We start from the raw sequence: 23,499 nt of genomic DNA, 5'->3' as shown, positions 1-23,499 counted from the left end.
CGGCACGGCCATGGGGGCGGCCGTGCCGCTTTAAGCGCCTGCTGGGCGGAACGGCGCTAGAATGGTCCGGTCCGCTTTCCGCGCGAGCCCCCGCATGAAAGTCGCCCTGTTCGTTCCGTGTTTCATCGACGCGTTTTATCCCGAAGTCGGGATCGCCACGCTGGAATTGCTCGAGCGGCTTGGCTGCGAGGTGGCGTATCCGCTCGACCAGACCTGCTGCGGCCAGCCCATGGCCAATAGCGGCGCACAGACCGAGGCGGCGGGCACGGAGCGCGTGTTCGCGCGCGCCTTCGCGGGTTACGACTATATCGTGGGGCCGTCCGCGAGTTGCGTGAACCACGTGCGCGACCATTTCACCGCCATCGAGCAAACCGACGAAGTCCGCCGCGTGCGCGCGAATACCTATGAACTCGTGGAGTTTCTGCACGATGTCATGGGCGTGCGCGAATTTCCCTGGGCCGAATTTCCCTGGCGCGTGGGCCTGCACAATAGTTGCAGCGCGCTGCGTCATTTGCACGAAGCCTCGATTTCCGAAATCGCGGGCACGCCGTTTTCAAAACCGCTCACTCTATTGCGCGCCGTAAAAGGCATTGAGTTCGTCCAGCCTAAACGCCCCGATGAATGCTGCGGATTCGGCGGCACGTTCGCCGTCACGGAAGAAGCGGTTTCGGTGCGCATGGGGCAGGACAAGATCGTCGATCACGTGAGCGCCGGCGCGCAATACATCGTCTCGGGCGATATGTCCTGCCTCATGCATCAACAGGGCTGTGCAGAGCGCATGAAGTCCGATGTGCGCTTTATCCATATCGCCCAGGTGCTCAATGGAGCGCGCGAATGAGTACGCCGGAGAAACCCTCGAAGCGTGTCGAGCACGCGAAACTCGCGGGGAGTTTTCTCGCGCATCCTGAGCATGTAGACTTTCACGACAAACGGCTCTGGGACCTGCGCATGAAACGCGACGCCCAGGCGCATGCGATTCCCGAATGGGAAACGCTGCGCGAACTGGCATCGCAGATCAAGGCGCATACGCTCTCGCATCTGGCCGATTACCTCGACGAATTCTCGCGCGCCGCCGAAGCGAATGGCGTCAAGGTGCATTGGGCCGATTCGGCGGGCGAGCACAACGAAACCGTGTTTCGTATTCTCAACGAGCGCGGCATGACGGCGCTGGTGAAAAGCAAGTCGATGCTCACCGACGAATGCGAATTGCGCCCGTATCTGGAGCAGCGCGGCATCGCCGTGATGGAAACCGATCTGGGCGAGCGCATCCAGCAACTCGACGATCAACCGCCCAGCCATATCGTCGTGCCGGCCGTGCACAAACTGCGCGACGACGTGGCCGAAGTGTTCGGCCGCACGATCGGCACCGACCCTGCCAATAACGACATTCACTATCTCGCGCAAAGCCAGCGCTTGAATACGCGCCCGTGGTTCGTGCGCGAAAAGACCGGCGGCATGACGGGCTGCAATTTCGCGGTGGCGGAAACGGGCACGGTGGTGGTGTGCACCAACGAAGGCAATGCCGATCTTTCCGCCAACGTGCCGCCCGTGCATATCGTGTCGATGGGAATCGAAAAACTGATTCCGCGCCTGTCCGATCTGGGCGTGTTTATCCGCATGCTTTCGCGCAGCGCGCTCGGCTCGCCGATCACGCAGTACACCTCGCATTTTCGTGCGCCACGCGAAGGCGCGGAACTGCATTTCGTGCTGGTGGACAACGGGCGCAGCGCGCGCCTGGCGATGCCGGACTTCTGGTATTCGCTCAAATGCATACGCTGCGGGGCGTGCATGAATACGTGTCCGGTTTATCGGCGCAGCGGCGGGCTTTCGTATGGCAGTACCTATGCGGGGCCGATTGGCGCAATCATCAATCCGACTTTCGATCTCAAGCGTTTCAGCGCTTTGCCTTTTGCGTCCACGCTGAACGGTAGCTGCACGAATGTGTGCCCCGTGAAGATCAATATTCACGAGCAGATTTATCAATGGCGCGAGGTGATCGCCGCGCGTAATGCGGTGCCGTTCGTCAAGCAGGAAGTGCTCAAGATGGCGGGGCGATTGCTTGCCAGTCCGAAGCTTTATCGCGGTGCGGTTTCATCGCTCGATGGCGCGTTGCGGCGCTTGCCCAATTTCGTGCTCTACAACCCGCTCAATATCTGGGGCAAACAGCGCACGCTGCCGCAAGCGCCGGGCATGACGTTTCATGCGTGGTATCGCAAGAACCGTAAAGGCGACAAACCCGCAGGAGGCGGCGATGGCGAGTCGTGAGGCCTTTCTCGCGCGCGTGCGTGCGGCGCAACCTGCGCCGCAGGAGCGTCCCGAGGTGCCGCTATTCGATGCTCCGCCTGGCGATTTGCGCGCACGCTTTGCGTCTGCGCTCGCGCTGATGGGCGGCAAGGAAATCGAAGCCGCATCGGGCGAAACCGTACTGGCCGCGATCCGCGAGCGCTTCGGGCCCGATGTCTCGATCGCGTCGGCCGCGCCCGAAGTGCCGGGTACGCGCGTTCTTGCTGCGGGTACGCCGCCCGCGTCGCTCGAAAACGTCGAAGTGGGCGTTGTGCGCGCGCGCTTCGGCGTGGCGGAAACCGGTTCGGTGTGGCTGAGCGAGCGCGAATATATCGTCAATGCGCTCGGCTATCTGGTGCAGCATCTTTATGTATTGCTCGATGCCGGCGCGCTCGTCGCGGGTTTGCAGGATGCCTATCGTCGCGATGATTTTCGTGCTGCGCGTTATGCGGTGCTGGTCACGGGGCCATCGGCGACGGCCGATATCGAAGGCGTGCTGATTCAGGGCGCGCAGGGCGTGAAATCGCTGACCGTGGCGTGGCTGCCGGCGCGCTGAGCGCGTCAGCGAGCGGCGTCGCGGGCACGCAGTTCATCAACGACGCAACACGCTACATCGCGCGGGAAACGATGGTCATCCACATTCTTCTCTTGAGCGGCTTTCTGCTGGCAAGTATTGCTTTGGTCCAGGCCGTGAGCCTGCGCTTCGCGCTGTCCGAATCGGTGTTGCTGGCTGCGTGGGGTTTTGCGCTCGGTGGCATTTATCTGGTGAGCGGGGAGGCCTGGCCTCAACTCGCGGCAAGTGTGGTGACGCCTGCGCTCGAGCCGCGGTTGCCGCCCGAAGCCTATCTCTGGATCTTTCTGCCGTTGCTGCTGTTCCAGGCCGCGCTGAGCGTGAACGTACGCGAAATGCTCGGCGATGCCGCGCCCATTTTGCTGCTCGCCGTGGTGGCCGTGTTCGTTGCGACCGCAATGGTCGGCGGCGCGATCCGCCTGACCGGGCTCGGGCCGCTCACCGACGGCTTGCTGCTGGGCGCGATGATCGCCACCACCGATCCCTCCGCCGTGCTCGCCGTGTTCCGCGAGGTGGGCGCGCCCGCGCGACTGGTGCGCCTGGTCGAAGGTGAAAGCCTGCTCAACGACGCGGCGGCGATCGCCATCGCCAGCGTGCTGATCGCGGCCATCACCGGCGATGCCGCCGCGGCAACCGGCACCGCCGCGCTGCGCACGCTCGGCGTCGAACTGATTGGCGGGCTCGCGGTGGGCGCACTCGCGGGCCGCATTTTCGCGTATCTGCTGCCCGCATTGGGCGGCGAGGGCAAGGCCGAGATTTCGCTGAGTTTCGCCTTGCCGTATCCGCTTTATCTGTTCGCCGATCAGGTGCTGCATGTGTCGGGCGTGGTGTCCGTGGTGGCCGCGGGACTGGTGATCAGCGGGCTGGGCAGAACGCGTCTGTCGCCGGTCAACTGGTTGCATCTGCAACTGATCTGGGAGCAGGTGGCGGCCATGGCCGGTGCTGCGATCTTTCTGCTTGCCGCCATGCAGATTCCCGCCACGCTGCGCGATGCGCACCTCCTCGATCTGGTTGCGCTCGCGGTCGTGGTGGTGACGGCGCTGATCGCACGGCTCGTGGTGGCGTTCGGCATGTTGCCCTTGCTGAGCCGCTTCAAGCTCACCGAGCCCGTGAGCGCCGCCTACAAACTCGTGATTGCGTGGGGCGGACTGCGTGGCGCGGTGACGCTCGTTTTGGCACTCGGTCTCGCGCAGAACGAGGCGCTGCCCGAAAGCACGCGCCGCTTCGTGGCGATCCTTGCAACGGGCTTCGTGCTGGTGAGTCTGATCGTCAACGGCACGTCGCTCAAGCTGCTGATTCGCAGGCTCAAACTCGATCTGCTGTCGCCGCAGGAAGAAGCGATCCAGCAGCAGGCCGTGCGGCTTTCGTCGATCAGCGTATCGGAACAGGTGCATGCGGCGGCGCGCACGTTCCGCATTGCCGATGCGATTGCCAATGAAGCCTGCGCCACGTTTCGCCGCAGCATCGACCTGAGCGCGACGGCCTTCGATATCGAAGCGGCGCTTTCCGAGCGCGAACGCCTGGCCATCGGCCTCGTGACGCTCGCGGGCAAAGAGCGCGATCTGATTCCGCAATACGGCAGCGGCATTGTCACGATCCGCAATCTCGACGCCATGACGCGCAACACCGACGCCATGATCGAAGCCGCGCGCGAGAGCGGGCGCATTGGCTATCAGCGCGCGGCGGCAAAGATTCTTGCCGATACACCGGGTTTGCGCATGGCGCGCTTCGCGGCGCGCTGGCTGCATATCCGCCAACCGTATTCGGATGCGCTGGCCGATCGTTTCGAACTCCTGATGTGTCGGCGGGTGGTCCTGCACGAGTTGATCGTTTTCGCCGATACGAGCCTCACGCCGTTGTTAGGCGAGCGGCTGGCAAAACTGCTGGGCACGATCCTGCGTTTGCGGATCGAAAAAGCCGAGCGCGGGCTCGACGAAGTTCGCAGTTGCTTCGGCCAGGGCGCGCAAGTATTGGAGCAACGCATGATGCTGCTTTACGCGCTGCGCGAAGGGCGCGCGCGCGTGGTGGCGATGTACGAGGATCGCTCGATTTCGAAAGAGATCTACGATTCGATCCGCAGGGAACTGGACGTTGCGTGGAAACGCGCGGTGCCGCGTGCGCATCCGGCCGTGCGGCTCACGGGCGGCTGGAAGGCGAAGGCGAAAGTGCAGGAGGAAGCACGAGAGGGACCGCAAGAGGGACCGCAAGAAGAAGCGCAAATGCAGGATCTGCCGCCACCTCGACCGCCCAGGATGGAGCCGCAGACAGCCGTCCACGCCGATGAAGCGGGCGAGCCGCCCGGGAGCGCCGGATCATGATGGAGATCGGCATGGCGCTGCTGGTGTTCGTGCTGCTGCTCGGCGGCACGGGGCTGGGCGTGTTGTTGCGGCCGCTGCTGCCGGAGGAACATCGCAAGCACGAGACCGTGCAGCTCGTGCAACTGGTGTTGGGCATGCTGGTCACGTTCGCGGCGCTGGTATTGAGCCTGCTGACCGCATCGGCGAAAAGCAGCTACGACACCGCCACCAACGATTTGCGCGCGTATTCGGCCGATCTGATTCAACTGGATGCGCGGCTGCGCGATTACGGCCCGAATGCGCAATCCGCACGCGCCGCGCTGCGTCGATATACGGCGGCTGCGATTGCCTCCACCTGGCCGCAGGAACGCGCGCCTGAAGGCGATTATCCGCGCGTGGCGGACGCGCATGACGGCCAGCTCGAAAGCGTGCCGCTGGGCGCGATGCTCAATACGGTGGGACGCGAGATCGACCGTTTCACGCCGCGCGACCGTTATGAAACGACGCTGGCCGCGCGGCTGGACGAAGTATTCGGCCGCGTGCGCGATACGCGCTGGCGTTTGATCGAAGAAGCGCACGGCACCATTTCGAAGCCATTTTTCGCGATGCTCACGCTCTGGCTGATTCTGATTTTTCTGAGCTTCGGGCTGATCGCGCCGCATAACGCACTGGCGATGGTGATGATTGCGCTGGGCGCGGTGTCGATATCGTCGGCGGTTTATGTGGTCGTCGATCTCGATACGCCTTTTACCGGGCAGATCGTGTTGCCGAGCGATTCGATGCGCGACGCGCTCGTGCATATGAATCAGCCGCTCGAGCCGCGTGCGCCTCTGCCTGCGCTGCCGTCGCCGCAATGAGTGCGTTAGACTCGCGCGTGCTGGTTATCGTGTCGAGTTTGAACAAGGAGGTGCCCGATGCATCGTAAGACTCTCAACGCGTCGCGGCTGCAGGAAGAGGTGAAGCGTCGCCTGCAGCGTTTGCAGGACGTGGTGGAGGACGGCGTGAAGATCGTCGTGCCGCGTCCGCAGGCGCAGGAACCCGATCGCACGGGCTGCAACTGGACGATGCGTCATTTCGGTAACGCAGCGGGCTTCGAGTCGAGCATCGCGGGCGTGCTGGCGCAGGTGCAGGCCGAATACCAGCTCGCCGTGGATGCCGATGAAGCGGACGAAGCCGATACCGCAACTGCCGCGCGCGTCGATCCACTCGACCCATTTGGCGGCACGCATCGTCAGGCGAATGAAAACCCGTTTGGCGAAACGTCGCGCGCGCCGCAAGCCAATCCATTCGGCGAAAAAAAGCCCGCAAAAGCGGGCGATCCTTTTGGTGCTCAGCGTAACGAAAACGCGGAAAGCGCAGAAAGCGCCGAAAGCGAAACGCCGCGCAAACGGCCGGCGAATCCTTTCGGCGACTGATTGCCTTTTTAGCTTTCTTCAGCCGCCTTGCGCGGACGGCGTGCGCGTGCCGGCGCTTTCTTCGCCGCTTTTTTCGCGGGCGCAGGCTCGGCGGCCGGTTCAGGCGCCGGTTCGGCTTGCACAGCGACATCGACGGCAATTTCCGCGGTTTCGGCGGCCGACTTCGCCGCCTTCTTGCGCGCAGTCGTCTTGCGTGCCGCGGTCTTGCGCGCGCGGCGCGGCGCTTTTTCAGCGGCTGCTTCTTCGGTTTCTTCTACGGCTTCGGGCGCGTGCTCGACCGTTTTCTGTGCAGCAGGCTCGAAGAGCGGCAGGGCGGATTCGTGCGAACGCGGCTCGGCAAAGAGGTCGCCATGCGGCTGCGCCGGGGTTTCTTCGGCGGCAAGCACGGTTTCGATGTCGAAAATCTCGTCCGTCTGGGCGGATTCCGATTTGCCCGCGTGCGGCTGACGCTGACGGTTGCCGCCGCGAGGTTCGCGACCTTCACGACCTTCACGACCTTCACGACCATCACGTCCATCGCGCCCATTGCGACGGTTCTTGTTACGGCGCGAACGGGATTCCTCCGCGCGCGGTGCGGGCGCTTCTTCAGCCGCCACCGGAGCAGCAACCGGTTCCACCACGGCAACCGCCGCTTCAACGGTTTCAGCCGTCTCAACCGTCTCAGCCGCCGGCTGGCTCGTGCGCGTCACAAACGTGCCTGACTTGTCGTCGCGGCCCACTTCGAGCAGCCCGCGCGCCTGCGCTTCGTCCAGCAGATTGCCGAACGCGCGGAAACCATAACGCGACTCGTTGAAATCCGGCCGGCGACGCTTGATCGCGCTCTTGAGCACCGAAGCCCAGATCTTGCCGCTATCGCCGCGCTCATAGCCGAGCGCGTCGAGCGTCTCGACCACCAGCGTGATCGCCTTGAGCTTGCGTTCTTCGCTGCGGTCTTCGGCGTTCTCGCCTTTTTGCTGGCGTTCGTCGCCATCCTTGCGTTTGGCGTGCGCGCCGGCTTCGCCGCGACCCTTGCCGCGCGCCGGCTGCTCGCGCGAAAGCTCACGCACGAGATCGTCGTAAAAAATGAATTCGTCGCAATTCGCGACCAGCAGATCCGACGTGGAATGGCGCACGCCCACGCCAATCACCTTCTTCGCGTTTTCGCGCAGCTTGGAGACGAGCGGGGAGAAGTCCGAGTCGCCGCTCACGATCACGAAGGTGTCGACGTGCGACTTCGTATAGCAGAGATCGAGTGCGTCCACCACAAGGCGAATATCGGCGGAATTCTTGCCGGACTGGCGCACGTGCGGAATTTCGATGAGTTCGAAACTCGCTTCGTGCATCGACGCCTTGAAGCCCTTGTAACGCTCCCAGTCGCAATAGGCTTTCTTCACGACGATGCTGCCCTTGAGCAGCAGGCGCTCGAGCACGGGCTTGATATCGAAGCGGTCGATCTTCGCGTCGCGCACGCCGAGCGCAACGTTCTCGAAGTCGCAGAACACCGCCATGCTGACGTTTTCTTGAGGGGAGGCCATGTGATTCGATTGTTCCATCTACGGTACGAATTCACATGATAGCCGGTTGCGCGCAGCGAGTCCGCGTTTCATCCATGAACTGCCGGCGCCCAGCGTTATCAGGGTAATCCCATACCGACCGGTTGGTTGCGTGCGCAAGCAAATGGAATTGAACGCATATACCGGAAATATGGCGATGGCAGCCCATGTTTTCACGGTTCCGTCACACACGCTCCTTAAGCTTGCGCGGCCCATTCATGGTGCAAATCATTGTGCATGGGTGGGCGAAAAAAATATCGGTTTAAACCGGATTATTCCTATAACGACTCGACACAACAGAGGACACACCCATGGCAGTTCGCTTCACCGGCAAGATCGGCGCGTTGTTCGCCGCGATCTTTGCTGCGCTTCTGTGCGCGCTTTTCGTCAGCGCGTGCGGCTCCAGCGTCAACTCCACGACCGCGGGAACGACCCAGCAGATCAAGCACGTTTTCATCATCACGCTCGAAAACGAGAACTACACCACCACCTTCAGTTCGACCACCAAGGCGCCGTATCTGGCCAACACGCTCACCGCGCAGGGCGCGCTGGTGCAGCAGTATTACGGCACGGGGCACGTCAGCCTCGACAACTATATTTCGATGATCAGCGGCCAGTCGCCAACGGTGCAAACCGACAACGACTGCACGACCTATGAGGACTTCAGCCTCACGGGCATGACGTCGGACGGCCAGGCGATCGGCACGGGCTGCGTGTATCCGGCCAGCGTGAAGACCATCGCCGACCAGCTCAAGGCGGCCAATCTCACGTGGAAGGGCTACGAAGGCGACATGGGCAACGACCCGGCGCGCGAAGCCGCCACCTGCGGTCACCCGACGCTCGGCACGACCGACCTGACCAACACCCAGGAAGCGCCGAACTCGACCACGCCGCTCGGCGATTCGTACGCCACGCGTCACAACCCGTTCATGTATTTCCACTCGATCATCGATGCGCCGGATTGCGAAACGAACGTGGTCAACCTGAACAACCTGACGACCGACCTGCAGCAAGTCGCGACCACGGCGAACTTCAACCTGATCACGCCGAGCACCTGCGACGACGGCCACGATTCGCCGTGCGCGAACGGCGCGACGGGCGGCCTCGTATCGGCGGACGCCTTCCTGCAGAAGTGGGTGCCCATCATCACGGAATCGCCGGCGTTCAAGCAGGACGGTCTGCTGATCATCAATTTCGACGAAAGCAGCTACGCATCGGTGACGATGCCGAGCACGAGCGAAGTGGACTTCACGTTCTCGGGCGACACCTGCTGCAGCCAGCAGGAAGGTCCGAACCTGGGCACCTTCCCGCAATCGGCGACGATGGGCACGGTGCCGGCCGCGTATCTGACGAAGCTGGGCATGACGGTGCCGGCGGGCGTGACGGGCAACATCAACCTCGTGCTGGCGAAGACGAGCTACGGCGGCGACCGCACCGGCGCAGTGATGATCTCGAAGTTCATCAAGCCGGGTACGGTGTCGACGGTGGCCTATAACCACTACTCGATGCTCAAGAGTGTCGAGGACATGTTCGGCCTCGGTCATCTGGGCTACGCGGGGCAGGCTGGCCTCACGGGCTTCGGCAAGGACATCTTCACGAATCTCTGAGCCGATCCAATCCGATGACTGTTTTCCACGCAAGTCTGGCGGCGCGTCGCGCCGTCACGACTGCGCTGGCCGCTGGCGCTACCGCGCTGGCGGCTTTTGTCGTACCGGGTATCGGTGCGGCGCAGGCGCAGTCGCATGGCCCCGCAGCGACGTCCGCAGCGACATCCGCAGCGACACCCGCGGTCACGCCGCTCAGCGATACCGCCGCGCTCGGCAAGCTGATTTTCAACGATCCTGCGCTGTCCGCATCGGGCCGCATGTCGTGCGCGACCTGCCATAGCCCCGCGCACGCATACGGGCCGCCGAACGGTCTGGCCGCGCAACTGGGCGGCCCCGAATTGCGCACGCAGGGCACGCGCGCGGTGCCCACACTCGGTTACGTGCTCAATCGCACGCCCGTGTGGACCCACGTGCAGGCCGCAAGCGTGTTCGAGCGCCTGACCGATGCCGATAGCCCGCCCGCAGGCGGCTTCGCCTGGGACGGCCGTTTCAACAGCCTGCACGATCAGGCCTTGTTTCCGCTGTTCAGCGCGAACGAAATGGCCAACCGCGATCCCGCCGATGTGGCCGCGAAACTCGCGCGCGCACCGTACGCGGCGCGCTTCAAGCAGCTTTTCGGCGAGACGATTTTCGATTCGAAAGACGCCGCGCTGCGTCAGGCGATGATGGCGGTCGAGCGTTTCGAACTCGAAGAGCCGTCGTTCCATCCGTACACCAGCAAGTTCGACGCGTATCTCGACGGCAAGACCGAACTCACGGCCAGCGAAATGCGCGGCAAGAAGCTCTTCGACGACCCGAACAGCGGCAACTGCGCGTCCTGCCATATCGATCAGGTGGGCGCGAACGGCGCGCATCCGCTCTTTACGGATTTCCAGTTCGAGGCGCTGGGCGTGCCGCGTAATGCGGAACTGCGTGCGAACCGTGATCCGAACTACTACGACGAAGGCCTGTGCGGTCCCGTGCGTACCGACAAGTCGAGCATGAAAGCGTATTGCGGCCTCTTCAAGACCCCGACGCTGCGCAACGTCGCCACGCGCCAGGTGTTCTTCCACAACGGCCGCTTCCATACGCTGCGCGACGCGCTGCGCTTCTACGTCGAACGCGATACGTCACCGCAGAAGTGGTATTCGAAGGACGCGCACGGCCATGTCGTGAAGTTCGACGATCTGCCGGCCGCAGTGCGCGATAACGTCGATGTGCTGGACGAACCGCTCACGCGCAAGGCGGGCGGCAAGCCCGCCTGGAATGCGCGCGATATCGACGATGTGATCGCGTTCCTGAAGACGCTCGACGACGGCTATCTGGCGCATCCGCAGCCCAATCCGCCGGTACGCGCGCCCCTCGTGAAAGTGAGCGCGCCGCTCAAGCGCCCGTAATCACACTGCCGGCGCGACGTAACCGAGCAGGCGGCTCGCAGCCGCCGCTTCGCTGCGCACGGCCAGACCGATGGCACTCTCGGGCGACGGATCGAATCCACCCGTCGCGCCGAGAGCCGTGAGCACCGCGCAAATCTTGCCGCTGTGATCGAACAGCGGCGCGGAGACCGCGCTGATTCCTTTTAGATAGGTATCCTTGACACTTGCGCAGCCGCGCGCGTGAACCTCGCGACGCAATGCGCCAACCGGGTCCTCGATGTCCACGGCTTCCAGCAGCGCGCGCAGATCGGGCGCCGCGTGCGCAAACTCTTCCTGCGCCATCTCCAGCGTGCGCCGGTCGTCGAGCAGGCCGAGAAACACGCGTCCCGTAGACGACCACAGCAGCGACATCACCGAGCCCACGCGCGCGTTCACGGTCACCGGCAGGCCCGATTCCTCGAAGCGCACGATGGTCGGCCCCTTGTTGCCCATCACCGCGACAAACGACGTCACTTCCAGCGTTTCGCGCAGACGCGCCAGCGCCGGTTCGGCCACGCGCACCGGATCGGCCTGACGCATGGCGGCCACGCCGATCATCATCGCTTCCGTGCCGAGCCGGTATTGCTGCGTCGCGCTGTCCTGCGCCACCAGTCCTTCCTCGATCAGGCTCACCAGATAGCGATGCACCTTGGCCGGGCTTTCGCCCACATGCGCGGCGAGGCCGGAAAGGCTGGCGCGCCCGCCCAGCCGCGCCAGCCCCTTGAGGACGGCCATGCCGGTCTGCGCGGACTGCACACGCTGACGCCGCTCGCGCGGCGCTGCGGCTTCGGGAACGCTCCCTGTTATCTCTTTTTTCATACGGCGATTGTAGAAGGGCGGCCACGCCACCGGGATACATGCAGGTTTCGAGGTTAACCCCAATCTCGGAATTACGCTATGCGTACTAGAGTTACGCAAAGCGAAACGTAATGCAGGAGACGGCATGACCCGAGAAACCTCATCCCAGCCGGTCGCGGCCGGGCGTTGTCCCTTTCCCCATGGCGCGCCGGCAGCATCGCCATCGGCTTGTCCGGTCAGCGCGAACGCGGCAGCATTCGACCCGTTCAGCGACGGCTATCAGCAGGACCCGCCCGAATACGTGCGCTGGGCGCGTGAGCAGGAACCGGTGTTCTACAGCCCGCAACTGGGCTACTGGGTCGTGACGCGTTATGACGACATCAAGGCCATCTTTCGCGACAACCTCACGTTCTCGCCGTCTATCGCGCTCGAAAAGATCACGCCCACCGGCCCCGAAGCCAATGCGGTGCTCGAGTCCTACGGCTATGCGATGAACCGCACGCTCGTGAACGAGGACGAACCCGCGCATATGCCGCGCCGCCGCGTGCTGATGGAGCCGTTCACGCCCGAGCATCTCAAGCATCACGAACCGATGGTGCGGCGCCTCACGCGCGAATACATCGACCGTTTTATCGACGATGGCCGCGCCGATCTGGTCGATCAAATGCTCTGGGAAGTGCCGCTCACGGTGGCGCTGCATTTTCTCGGCGTGCCCGAAGAGGATATGGATCTGCTGCGCCAGTATTCGATCGCGCATACGGTCAATACGTGGGGACGTCCGCGCCCGGACGAGCAAGTGGCGGTCGCGCATGCCGTGGGCAACTTCTGGCAGTTCGCGGGCAAGGTGCTCGACAAGATGCGCCAGAATCCCGATGGTCCTGGCTGGATGCAGTACGGTATTCGTCGGCAGAAAGAGCATCCTGAAGTTGTCACCGATTCCTATCTGCATTCGATGATGATGGCCGGCATCGTCGCTGCGCACGAAACCACCGCCAACGCCACGGCGAATGCGTTGAAGCTGCTCCTGCAGCATCCGCAGGCGTGGCAGGCGCTTTGCGAAGATCCGAGCCTGATTCCGAACGCAGTGGAGGAATGCCTGCGCCACAACGGTTCCGTGGCGGCGTGGCGCAGACTCGTGACACAAGACACGCGCATCGGCGGGATTGAGATTGCGGCGGGCGCAAAGCTGCTGATCGTGACGTCGTCCGCGAATCACGACGAACGTCATTTCGCCGATGCGGATCTATTCGACATCCGTCGCGACAATGCCAGCGATCACGTGACCTTCGGCTACGGCTCGCATCAGTGCATGGGCAAGAATCTCGCGCGCATGGAGATGCAGATTTTTCTCGAAGCGCTGACGCGTCGTCTGCCGCATATGCGGCTTGCCGAGCAGCGTTTCAGTTATGTGCCGAATACATCGTTTCGGGGTCCAGAGCATCTCTGGGTCGAATGGGATGCGGCGAAAAACCCCGAGCGCGCACAACCGGCGCTGCGTGACGTGCAGGTGCCGGTGAGGATTGGCGAGCCGTCTTCGCATGCGTTGAGCCGCCCGGTGGTGGTCGAGCGTGTGGACGTGGTGGCGCAGGATATCGTGCGTTTGCGCCTGGCGGCGCCTGCCGGCGGCACGCTGCCGCGCTGGGCGCCGGGCGCGCATATCGATGTCGAATGCGGCGAAACGGGCCTCTCGCGTCAATACTCGCTATGCGGCGACCCGGCCGACACCGGCGCGTTCGAAATCGCCGTGCTGCGCGAGGCGGCCGGCCGTGGCGGCTCCGCGTGGATGCACGACACGCTGCGTGCCGGCATGCGCGTGAAGATTCGCGGGCCGCGCAATCATTTCCGTCTCGACGAAGCAGGGCGCCGCGCGATCTTTATCGCGGGTGGCATCGGCATCACGCCGGTTAGCGCCATGGCGCGCCGCGCGCGCGAACTCGGCATCGACTACGTGCTGCATTACAGCGGCCGTTCGCGTGCGACGATGGCGTTGATCGACGAACTCGCGCAACGGCATGGCGAACGCCTGCAGCTTCATATTTCCGACGAAGGCACGCGCAACGATTTCAACGCGCTGCAGGTGGATGAACACACGCGGGTTTATGCCTGCGGCCCGGCACGCATGCTCGAAGCGTTGCAGGCGGCGAGCGAGGCTTGGCCCGAAGACGCACTGCGCGTGGAGCATTTCGCTGCGAGCAAAGGCAAGCTCGATCCGGCCAATGAACACGCCTTCGAAGTCGAGCTCAAGGATTCGGGCCTCGTGCTCAAGGTCGCGCCCGATCAGACCGTACTGGACGCCTTGCGGCGCGCCAATATCGACGTGCAAAGCGATTGCGAAGAGGGTCTGTGCGGCTCATGCGAAGTGCGCGTGCTGGCGGGCGAGATCGATCATCGCGACGTGGTGCTCACGCGCGCGGAACGCGATACGCAATCGCGCATGATGACTTGCTGCTCGCGTGCCAAAGGCGCGCGTCTGGTGCTGGAACTGTAGCGGAAACGCCCGGTCGTCGATCAAGACGATTTTCATATCGGTTGGAGCGAGGCATGGAAAAAAACGTAGAAGTGACGGCCGTCATCGACGATAGCCGCTTCGGGCCGTATCAGTTGCTGGTGGTGGTGCTCTGCGCGCTGTGCCTCGTGATGGACGGCTTCGATGTTCAGGCGATGGGCTATGTCGCGCCGGTCGTGATCCGCGAATGGGGGATCGCGAAAGAGACGCTCGCGCCGGTGTTCGGCGCGGGACTGTTCGGCATGCTGGTGGGCTCGCTCACGTTCAGCACGGTGGCGGACAGAATTGGCCGGCGTCCGGTGCTGGTCGGCGCGACGCTGTTTTTCTCGGCGTGCATGATCGCCACGGGCTTTGCGAACACGATCGGCGAACTGGTGTTCTGGCGCTTCGTGGCGGGCCTGGGACTGGGCTGCATCATGCCGAACGCGATGGCGCTGGCGGGCGAATACAGCCCGCGCCGCATCCGCGTGACGCTGATGATGATCGTGTCCTGCGGTTTTACGCTGGGCGGCGTGGTGGGCGGCCTTATCACCGCCGCGTTGATTCCGGCTTTCGGCTGGCGCGCGGTGTTCTTTGTCGGCGGCGCGATTCCGCTGGCGATGGGCGTGCTGATGTGGCTCGCGCTGCCGGAATCGATCCAGTTTCTGCTGTTGCGCCGCCGGGCGACGCAGCATGAAAGCGCCGCGAGCGAGCGCGTGCGCCGTCAGCTTGCGCGCGTCGCGCCCAATGTGCCGCTGCCCGCCGATGCGGTGTTCACCAGCAGCGAAACGCGCTCGCGTGGCGTGCCCTTTGTCGAGTTGTTCAAGGAAGGCCGCGCGCGCGTGACGCTGCTGCTGTGGATCGTGAACTTCGCGAATCTGCTCGATATGTATTTCCTCTCGAACTGGCTGCCGACGGTCGTGCGCGACGCGGGTTTTTCCACGCAGACCGCCGTGCTCGCCGGCACGGTGCTGTGGGGCGGCGGGGTGATCGGCACGCTGTTGCTCGGGCGTCTGATCGACATGGCGGGCTTCACGCGCGTGCTGGCCACGACGTTCGTGATCGCCATCGCGGCGACGGCGGCGCTCGGCAATGCTGCGGTGATGGTGTCGGTGGCGGCGATGTTCCTTGCGATCTTTCTCACGGGCTTTTCGATTATCGGCGGACAGCCCGCGCTCAATGCGCTGGCGGCCACCTACTATCCGAGTGCGCTGCGCTCGACGGGCATCGGCTGGAGTCTTGGCGTCGGGCGGATCGGCTCGGTGGTGGGGCCGGTGCTGGGCGGCGCGCTGATGCATCTGCACTGGTCGTCGGCATCGCTCTTTGCGGCCGCTGCGGTGCCGGCCTGCGTTTCGCTCGCGGGGATCGTCGCGATTCATCGCGCGAATGCCAATGCAGGCGGCCCGGATTCGCGGGATGCACGCGAGGCGGCCGCGCAGGCGCATTGACGCGTCGGCGTGCGTTCATCGATTTAATTGACGATCAGGAAAGCGGTAGAAAGAGGCACGGGAATTGCGCACGCGCACGGTCCGTCACTCTCAACGGAAGCCTGCCTGTGCGCATCCTGTCGATTTTTGGAACGCGGCCCGAAGCCATCAAGATGGCGCCGCTCGTGAAGTGTCTGGAAGCCGAACCCGGCGTGGAGTCCATCGTCTGCGTGAGCGGGCAGTATCAGAGCATGCTCGACCAGGTGCTCGATCTGTTCGAGATCGCGCCCGCGCACCGGCTCGACGCGATGACCGCGAACCAGTCGCTCAACGGCCTGGCCGCGCGGCTTTTCGCAGGCATCGACGCGGTGCTGGCCGATGTGAAGCCGGATCGCGTGCTTGTCCATGGCGATACGGCAACCAGCATGGCGGGCGCGCTCGCCGCGTTTCATCGGCGCATTCCGGTGGGGCACGTGGAAGCGGGGCTGCGCACCGGCAATCTGTTCGAGCCCTGGCCCGAGGAAACCAACCGGCGCGTGGTCGATGCGGTGAGCGATCTGCTGTTCGCGCCAACGGCGAGCGCGCAGGCGAACCTCGAAGCGGAAGCGCTCACCGGGCGTGTGATCGTGACTGGCAATACCGTGATCGACGCGCTTCGCCTCATGTGCGCGCGCCTCGATCGCGATGCACACCTGCGCGCGCAGATCGACGCGCGTTTTCCCTTTCTCGAGACCGAAGCCGAAGGCAATGGGCGGCCGCTGCTGCTGGTCACGGGACATCGGCGCGAGAGTTTCGGCGCGGGTTTCGAGCACATCTGCGCGGCGCTCTCGGCGCTCGCTGCGAGCGGCAAGATGCAGATCGTCTATCCGGTCCATCTGAATCCGAATGTGCGTGGCCCGGTGCTGGCCGCGCTCGGCGACGCGCCCAATGTCCATCTGACCGATCCGCTCGACTATCCGGCGTTTGTGCGCCTCATGCAGCGCGCCGCGATCGTGCTGACCGATTCGGGCGGCGTGCAGGAGGAAGCGCCCGCACTCGGCAAGCCGGTGCTCGTGATGCGCGACGTGACCGAGCGGCCCGAAGCGCTCGCGGCCGGGACGGTCAAACTGGTCGGCACGCATCGCGAGACGATCGAGCGCGCGGTGATGGAGCTAGTCGATAGCGAAGCGGCGCGGCGAGCCTACGCGCGCCGCGTGAATCCTTATGGCGATGGCGAGGCATCGGCGCGCATCGTCGCGGCGCTGATGGGGCGGCGCGTGACACCGTTCGCGAGCGAAGCGCTGCCGGGTTATCGGCATCCGGCGCTTGCGCAGCGGGCCGTGGCGTAGCGCTGGAGCGCGCGGTGAGCCGCTTCCTGCAAAAGCGCAGAACGCTGCGCGCGTTGGCTTCGTTTGGGGCTTTCGGGGCTTTCGGGGCTTTCGGTGCGTCGGCAGCGTACGGTCTGACCGGCAAGCACGCGTTGGCTATTGCCGACGAACGCCACGCGCCTTCTGTCCCAGCGCTCGCACAAGGCGTCGTCTGGCAGCCCGATAACGCGCATCTTGACCCGCGCGGCGAATGGCAACGGCTTGGCGTGCGCGATCTGCTGATCCAGTGGATTGCCGTCGACGATGTGGCCTTCGTGCCGGGCGCCGGTTTGCCCGCGCCGCGCGTGCCCGACTGGACGCGCATCGCGGCGCAGCCGTGGGCGCGCGATGTGATCGTCGGCCTGGCCGGTTATGCCGATGAAAAGAAGGCGCGCGCGAATCTCGAAGAACTCGTCGAGCGTTCGCTGAAGCTCGCCGATGCGCGTCCGCCCGTGCATATCGCCGGCTGGTATTTTCCAGTGGAAGTCGACCCTGGCTGGACCGACGCGGCGCGCATGGCGCCCTTGCTCGAACGCTTGCCGCGGCCGCTGTGGATCAGCGTGTACGACACGCGCAATATCGGTGGCGCGGCGCTGGCCCAGTGGCTCGATAGCTGGTTGCCGCGCGACGTAGGCGTGTTCCTGCAGGACGGCGGCGGCGTCTATGCGCGCGGTCCGGCAGCCGCGCGCGGTTACGCGGATGCACTCGCCGCGAAGCTGGGCAAACGGCGCGTGCGCGTGATCGCCGAAGCCTTCCGGCCGAAGCAGGGCGGCGGCTTTCGCGCCGCCACGCCAGCGGAACTCGCGCCGCAACTCGACGCGTATCGCGGCTATCGCGTCTATCTTTTCGACGGGCCGCATTATCTGTCGCCCGAACTCGTCGATGGTTTATTGGCGATCCGTCACGCGCAAACGCAAGCGCAGTGAGCGTCGTTCAGCGCAGCTGCGTCACCGCAATCAGCAGCACCATCGAACCGATCGCACCATCGAGCACACGCCAGGCGCCCGCACGCTTGAAGAGCGGCGCGAGTGCGCGCGCGCCATAACCCAGCCCGATGAACCACACCGCGCTCACCGCCATCGCCCCGATCGCGAAGGCCAGTCGCGCACCTTCCGGCTCGCGCGCGCCCGCCGTGCCGATCAGCAGAAAAGTATCGAGATACACATGCGGATTGAGCCAGGTGAACGCGAGCGTCATCAGCATGATCGGCCACGCGCGCTGCTCGGGCGTGTTTCTGGCATCGGCGGCGCAAGCGGCATCCATGACATCGTGCGTGGGCTTGACCGCGCGCCGCAGCGCATTGATGCCGAACCAGACGAGCCACGCGAGGCCCGCATACAGCACCAGATGCACGAAAGTCGGATAACGCTCGACGAGGGCGGACGCGCCGCCCACGCCCGCGCCGATCAGGATGAAATCGGACAGCGCGCACAGCAGCACGATCTTGCCGATATGCGAGCGCAGGATGCCCTGGCGCAGCACGAAAGCGTTCTGCGCGCCGATGGTGACGATGAGCGAGGCGCACAGCGCGGCGCCATGGGAAAAAGCGAGCCAGTTCATGATTGGACATTGCGGGGGAACGGCGCTAGTCTGCCGTCGGAAGCAGCTTAAGCAAAGCTGATTTTCTTAATCTGGATTAAGGAACGCTAATGCTCGACTATGCGCTGCTCGATGCGCTGGCCGCCGTGGTGCGCCACGGCTCGTTCGACCGCGCGGCAGGCGCGCTCAATATCACGCCGTCTGCGGTTTCGCAGCGCGTGAAGCTGCTGGAGGAGCGCGTGGGCACGGTGCTCGTCAAACGCAGCCAGCCGTGCGTGGCAACGGCGGCGGGCGCGCTGCTGTGCCGTCATACCGAGCGCGTGCAATTGCTCGAAGCGGAACTCGGCGGCGGCATGCCGACGGTGACGGGCGGCCTCGACGCCTCGCGGCCCACCTTGCGCGTGGCCGTCAACGACGACAGCGTCGGCACCTGGTTTATCGATGCGGTCGCGCCATTCTGCGTCGAGCGCGGCATCCTGCTCGACCTTGTCATCGACGATCAGGATCACACGGCGCAGCGTATGCGCGACGGCAGCGTGCAGGGCGCGGTGACGACGCAGGCCGAGCCCGTGCAAGGGTGCCGATCGACGCGTCTGGGACGCATGCGCTATCTCGCGGTCTGTTCGCCTGAGTTCTTCGAGCGCTATTTTTCCGCGGGAGTGGGACGCGAGTCGCTGCGCCGCGCGCCGTGCATCGAATTCAATCCGAAGGACCAACTGCAAAAGCGCTTCGTGCGGCGTATCACGCGTGCGCAGGTGGACGCGCCGCTGCACTGGATTCCCCATGTGGCGGGTTTTCTGCGCTGTTGCGCGAGCGGGCTGGGCTGGGGCATGTGCCCGGAGCGCATGATCGCGCCGCATCTCGCGCGCGGCGAACTGGTCGAACTCACGCCGGGTCGCGCGCTCGACGTCGAGTTGTATTGGCAGAGCTGGCGCCTGTCGATCGGCTGGCTCGACGATTTCGGCACGATGTTGCGGCAGCGCGCCGCGGACTATCTCGACCAGGGGCGCGGCGCCTGAGCCGTCATGCCTCGGCGGTTCCACCTGGGCGGCCCCATGATTGCGGATGAATGCCTGCCGGCACCTGCCATTCATGCAGTCATTAGCCGCCATTTGAATTGTTGTTATCCGTGCAGGGAATCGTCGCGACTTTTGCCGCGTATTGACAGTAAGGCGTTTGAGATGATTGGATGCATTCGCGCATGACAAAATGGCTAATGCGCAATTCAATTTCGATTAATGTTTCAGAAAATTGAGTCGTGTCTCGCAATTGACACTGTTCGGCGCGACGCTAGTCCGTGCGACAATTCTTCGCGCCAAAAAGCATGACCGGCCATGCCTATTTTCCTGATGCCGTTGACATAAGCCTGTAATGCGTTTCATTGATCGGACGACATGCCGCACGCGTCGCCGGTGCCGGGCGTGCGCCACGAAGGGCAGGGCGCTGCGCCCGCACAGGCAAGCCAGACGGGGCGTTGCGGCATTGTCGGGCCGGCGCGTCCGGCCCATGTTCAGGCCTGCCAATAGGTTCGCTAATGCGTTTGTATCACTTGCATAAGAAGGGCCTATCCGGTTATTTTTTCCTGGATGCAATGTTAAACATCAACAAATCGGAAAAAAGTTCGAATGTAAAGAAACCAGCATTGCTATCCTGCAATGCGACTTGAAAGCCTCGCGTCTGGTCTTTTGGCGGTAGCCGGGATATATCGTGTGAAAGTTCAGTTTTTTCTGTGGAGTGCCAGAATCGCACGCTATAATCCCGACGTGGCAGAGTGCTTATTCGACCGGCATATTTGAATCGTTTCCACGTGCACGAGGTGCATTATGACGAAATTAGATACCGGCAGCGCATGGCAACAAACCATTGATCTTCTGACCGCCGCCTCGGAGCCGCTTGGCCCGGACGGCGAACCCGAGATCATCAGGAGCTGCAAACCGGTACCCATCACGCGCAGCGCATCGGAGGCGGCCAACCGGCGCCGCGCCACCGTGCGTTCGTGGGATGCGCAAGGCATTACCTTGATCCGGCGTCATGATCCGGACAGCATCACCGTTTGCTGGAGTGACGCCACGTATGGTCGCTACTCCGACCAGTTGTGGCGGGTTTGCACGGCGCGTCGCAGCGCTGTGTGTGCGTTGACCGGCGAGAAGATCCGCCGCGGCGACGCCGTGTTCCGTCCGAGCCCGAATCGCCGTCATCGTCCGGCCAATGCCGACGCGATGATACTCGCGAGCAAGCTCGACAACTTCCCCAGCGGCGTGGTGGCCGCGCGTCTCGACGAGGCGCTCGCTGCCTGAGCTTGAGTTTGAGTAGGTCTGCTGGTGAAGTCCGGTCCGCGCGAAGCGGATCTGCAGTCGCAAAGCCGTAGCTTCCGGCCTCTCCTGTAGTGAAATCAGCGGTTCGTCATGGCGGTTCGATCGCCTGACGGGCGCAGGTTTCGCTGCGGGCAGCCGCCCTCGCATTGTCTTTCGCGTTCCTCAGGACGCGTCTTCTGGCCTCACACATGCAGGCCACGTCTTGGCACATCTATCGGTTTATTTTGTCTGCTGAATAAGGGCGTGCGTTATTGCGTCTTTATCGGCGATAAAACGTCGCGCGCAATAATCGGCTGCGCAAATGAAGCGGGGCGCCACTGCCGCGCCCGGTTGGGTTGCGGCGGTGGCGCCCCGTGTTGGGCGCGTCTCGTGCAGTGCGAACTGCAGGCGCAGGCGTTGCTACGCCGTCTTGTCGCTGGCGGTTTCCTCTTCGATCGCGTCGCGCGTTTCGGGCATCACGAGCCACACCATCAGCACGGCAGCGGCGCCAGCGGAAGCCAGCGCGAGGAAGCTGACCGTATTGCCGAGGTGATCGGCGATAAAGCCCGCGAGCGCGGTCGACAGCGTCGCGCCAATCCCCGCCGAAAGCCCGAACAGGCCGATACACAGGTTGTAGCGGCCTTTGCCGCCCGCCACGTCGGCGGCGATCAGCGGCAGCATCACGCCGAACACGGCAGCCGAAAGGCCGTCGAGCATCTGCACCGGCACGAGGAAGTACGGGTTGCCGACCGCCGCGAACAGCAGCGCGCGCAGCGGCAGGGCGCTGAAGCCCAGGATCAGCACCGGGCGGCGGCCCCAATGCTGGGCCGTGCGCCCGACCCACGGCGACATCATCGCGACAATCGCCTGCGGCACGATGATGCACGCCGCAATCACGAGCTGCACGTTGTCGCCCATGCCCGCCGTCACTTCGCCGGCGGCGAGGTTCAGCATCGCCGCGTTCGAGAGGTGGAACAGGATCACGCAGGCCGCGAAGGTCAGCATGCGGCGGTCGCGCAGCAGATCGAAGATGGTTTCGCGTTCGCCGTCGGCTTCGGCAGCGGGCGCCTTCGTGGCTTTGAGCGGCTTCGGCGCATTCGCGTGCTTGTCGTATTCGATCATCGCGAGCGCCACCAGCGCGGGCAGCGCGAGTGCGGCGGTCAGCCAGAACACGGCGCGCGGCGAGACGTACTCGCCGCACAGGCCCATCAGGCCCGCCGCGACGGCGCTGCCGATCGAAGCCCAGCGCGCATTGCGCCCGAGCCGGTCGCCCAGATTCTGGCGGCCGACCAGCGCCAGCGCGAGCGCCGCCATCGCCGGCACCAGCATGCAACTGGCGAAGCCGTGGAACACTTCGGCGGCCATCACCGGCACGACGGTCGGGCTGACGGCCAGCAACATCGCCGAAATAATGATCGCGATGATCGCCCAGGCAGCGGCGGCCTTCTTGTTCTTGAGCGCGTCGACCGCCGCGCCGCCGGGCACCTGGCTGACCATGGCGCTGATCGTGCCGACCGACAGCGCGAGGCCGATCTCGCCCTGGGTCCATTTGTGCGAAGCCAGATACGAGGCGATGAACGGACCGAAGCCGGTCTGCACATTCGCCACGAAGAAGTTCAGCCAGTCGAGCGCGCGCACGCTTCGCAGGCTGGGGGTGAGTTGCGTCGTGGTGCCTGTCGTCATTGGGCACCGCGCGCGGAAGCTGCAGGCGCGGCCGGCGTGGCCGCCGCGGTTGCCGGGCTGACGGCGCGCACCGGCTGGTCGTTCAGGTAGGGCGGCGAAGCATCCACCTGCTGGTCGCTCATTTCGAGCTGCGCTTCGAGCGCGTTGTTCTTCGTGACGAAGTGCAGCGCCGACCAGTCGGCGGCGATGGTGCGGCGCTTCTCCAGCAGATCGCTGACATCGAGCACCACGGCGAGCGGCGAGGCGCTGCCGTCGATCAGCACGTCGACCACGCGGCCGACCTTGGCGCCGTTCGGACGCTCGACGGTGGTGTCGAGCATCGGCAGACGCGTCGGGCTGGCTTCGGGTGCGCCCGCCTGTGCGCCGCCGGCCTTGGGCCGGTCGGGTATCTGCAGTTGCTGTGGCGTGAGCGCGAGCGTGACGGCCGGCGTCTTCGCCTGCGTGTTGATGCGCACGGCGCTCCACGGGAAGTTCGCCTTGCGGTCGCCCACGCCCATGAAACCCTGCAGGTTCACCACGACTTCCTGCGGCTTGCCGCCGGGGCCCGCGACCATATCGACGGCGCGGCCCACGACCTTGCCGTCGGGCTTTTGCACTTCGCTGTCGAGCAGCGTGCGGAAAGTGCCGCGCTCGATCGTGCGGGTCTGCACCAGCGGTGCGGGCGGCGGCGCGGCGGGCGTGCTGGCCGGCGCGGGCGGCGGCGAATTCGTCTGCGTGCTGGAAAACACGAGTATCGACGACGCCATCGCGCGTTGCCGCGCTTTCGTGCAGGCGCTCAATGCCGCGCCCATTCACGTCGATACGCGCGCGTTCCAGGTCAGAGGATCG

At 64.4% G+C, this 23,499-nt stretch carries 19 protein-coding genes and 1 pseudogene; 15 read left to right on the top strand and 5 right to left on the bottom strand.

The window, feature by feature from the left end:
* Positions 1-94: 94 nt before the first annotated feature.
* The 6 genes and pseudogenes from G3N59_RS30345 to G3N59_RS30320 form a co-directional block, all read left to right on the top strand.
* Positions 95-838: a (Fe-S)-binding protein gene (locus G3N59_RS30345; protein ID WP_205986527.1), complete on the top strand. Its 744-nt coding sequence runs from the start codon at positions 95-97 to the stop codon at positions 836-838.
* Entirely contained in the window at positions 835-2,265 is a 1,431-nt protein-coding gene (locus G3N59_RS30340) for a lactate utilization protein B (RefSeq protein WP_205986526.1), read from the top strand. Before G3N59_RS30345 ends, G3N59_RS30340 begins: the two co-directional genes overlap by 4 nt.
* Complete coding sequence (locus tag G3N59_RS30335; RefSeq protein WP_205986525.1) at positions 2,252-2,839, top strand: LUD domain-containing protein; 588 nt, start codon at positions 2,252-2,254, stop codon at positions 2,837-2,839. Before G3N59_RS30340 ends, G3N59_RS30335 begins: the two co-directional genes overlap by 14 nt.
* Positions 2,821-5,172 (top strand): cation:proton antiporter, encoded by a 2,352-nt coding sequence (locus G3N59_RS30330; protein WP_346777966.1) that lies wholly within the window; start codon positions 2,821-2,823, stop codon positions 5,170-5,172. Before G3N59_RS30335 ends, G3N59_RS30330 begins: the two co-directional genes overlap by 19 nt.
* On the top strand, positions 5,169-6,008 hold the full coding sequence (locus tag G3N59_RS30325; RefSeq protein ID WP_205986524.1) for a hypothetical protein: 840 nt from the start codon (positions 5,169-5,171) through the stop codon (positions 6,006-6,008). The genes G3N59_RS30330 and G3N59_RS30325 overlap by 4 nt, the downstream gene beginning before the upstream one ends.
* Positions 6,009-6,065: 57 nt before the next feature.
* Positions 6,066-6,305, top strand: a pseudogene (locus G3N59_RS30320) (hypothetical protein); the annotation flags it as partial.
* A 269-nt stretch (positions 6,306-6,574) separates the two neighbouring features.
* Here G3N59_RS30320 and G3N59_RS30315 read toward each other — a convergent pair.
* Positions 6,575-8,080 (bottom strand): NYN domain-containing protein, encoded by a 1,506-nt coding sequence (locus G3N59_RS30315; protein ID WP_205986523.1) that lies wholly within the window; start codon positions 8,078-8,080, stop codon positions 6,575-6,577.
* A gap of 329 nt (positions 8,081-8,409) precedes the next feature.
* Between G3N59_RS30315 and G3N59_RS30310 the strand changes: the two genes are divergently transcribed.
* On the top strand, positions 8,410-9,705 hold the full coding sequence (locus G3N59_RS30310) for an alkaline phosphatase family protein (protein ID WP_205986522.1): 1,296 nt from the start codon (positions 8,410-8,412) through the stop codon (positions 9,703-9,705).
* Positions 9,706-9,719: 14 nt separating this feature from the next.
* A complete protein-coding gene (locus tag G3N59_RS30305) occupies positions 9,720-11,081 on the top strand; it encodes a cytochrome c peroxidase (RefSeq protein ID WP_205986521.1) in 1,362 nt (453 codons plus the stop codon).
* Here G3N59_RS30305 and G3N59_RS30300 read toward each other — a convergent pair whose 3' ends face one another.
* Positions 11,082-11,918, bottom strand: coding sequence for an IclR family transcriptional regulator (locus G3N59_RS30300; protein WP_205986520.1), 837 nt, complete (start codon positions 11,916-11,918; stop codon positions 11,082-11,084).
* Positions 11,919-12,042: 124 nt separating this feature from the next.
* Here G3N59_RS30300 and G3N59_RS30295 point away from each other — a divergent pair, with 124 nt between their 5' ends.
* The 4 genes from G3N59_RS30295 (at position 12,043) to G3N59_RS30280 (ending at position 18,081) form a co-directional block, all read left to right on the top strand.
* On the top strand, positions 12,043-14,385 hold the full coding sequence (locus G3N59_RS30295; RefSeq protein WP_205986519.1) for a cytochrome P450/oxidoreductase: 2,343 nt from the start codon (positions 12,043-12,045) through the stop codon (positions 14,383-14,385).
* Between the two features lie 53 nt (positions 14,386-14,438).
* Positions 14,439-15,830 carry an MFS transporter gene (locus G3N59_RS30290; RefSeq protein ID WP_205986518.1) on the top strand — a complete coding sequence of 464 codons (1,392 nt, stop codon included), beginning with the start codon at positions 14,439-14,441 and terminating at the stop codon, positions 15,828-15,830.
* 101 nt (positions 15,831-15,931) lie between these two features.
* Entirely contained in the window at positions 15,932-17,137 is a 1,206-nt protein-coding gene (gene wecB, locus G3N59_RS30285; RefSeq protein ID WP_205986578.1) for a UDP-N-acetylglucosamine 2-epimerase (non-hydrolyzing), read from the top strand.
* Between the two features lie 131 nt (positions 17,138-17,268).
* Positions 17,269-18,081 (top strand): hypothetical protein, encoded by an 813-nt coding sequence (locus G3N59_RS30280; protein WP_241024457.1) that lies wholly within the window; start codon positions 17,269-17,271, stop codon positions 18,079-18,081.
* Between the two features lie 7 nt (positions 18,082-18,088).
* Here G3N59_RS30280 and G3N59_RS30275 read toward each other — a convergent pair whose 3' ends face one another.
* A complete protein-coding gene (locus G3N59_RS30275; RefSeq protein WP_205986517.1) occupies positions 18,089-18,715 on the bottom strand; it encodes a LysE/ArgO family amino acid transporter in 627 nt (208 codons plus the stop codon).
* A gap of 89 nt (positions 18,716-18,804) precedes the next feature.
* Here G3N59_RS30275 and G3N59_RS30270 point away from each other — a divergent pair, with 89 nt between their 5' ends.
* Positions 18,805-19,713 carry a LysR family transcriptional regulator ArgP gene (locus G3N59_RS30270; RefSeq protein ID WP_205986516.1) on the top strand — a complete coding sequence of 303 codons (909 nt, stop codon included), beginning with the start codon at positions 18,805-18,807 and terminating at the stop codon, positions 19,711-19,713.
* Positions 19,714-20,517: 804 nt separating this feature from the next.
* Positions 20,518-20,991 (top strand): DUF3331 domain-containing protein, encoded by a 474-nt coding sequence (locus tag G3N59_RS30265; RefSeq protein ID WP_205986515.1) that lies wholly within the window; start codon positions 20,518-20,520, stop codon positions 20,989-20,991.
* Positions 20,992-21,408: 417 nt separating this feature from the next.
* Here the strand turns inward: G3N59_RS30265 and G3N59_RS30260 are convergent, their stop codons facing one another.
* Together G3N59_RS30260 and G3N59_RS30255 are read right to left on the bottom strand one after the other, a co-directional pair.
* Positions 21,409-22,671: an MFS transporter gene (locus tag G3N59_RS30260; protein ID WP_205986514.1), complete on the bottom strand. Its 1,263-nt coding sequence runs from the start codon at positions 22,669-22,671 to the stop codon at positions 21,409-21,411.
* On the bottom strand, positions 22,668-23,321 hold the full coding sequence (locus tag G3N59_RS30255) for a hypothetical protein (protein ID WP_346777965.1): 654 nt from the start codon (positions 23,319-23,321) through the stop codon (positions 22,668-22,670). Before G3N59_RS30255 ends, G3N59_RS30260 begins: the two co-directional genes overlap by 4 nt.
* Here G3N59_RS30255 and G3N59_RS37160 point away from each other — a divergent pair.
* Positions 23,308-23,499: hypothetical protein (locus tag G3N59_RS37160; protein WP_241024466.1), on the top strand; the 192-nt coding region annotated here is incomplete at its 3' end. The two genes, G3N59_RS30255 and G3N59_RS37160, sit on opposite strands and share 14 nt — an antisense overlap.

It is taken from the genome of Paraburkholderia sp. Ac-20340, assembly GCF_017104965.1.
GTDB lineage: Bacteria > Pseudomonadota > Gammaproteobacteria > Burkholderiales > Burkholderiaceae > Paraburkholderia.
The sequence above is the reverse complement of the archived record's forward strand: the minus strand, read 5'-3'. Positions and strand labels throughout refer to the sequence as shown.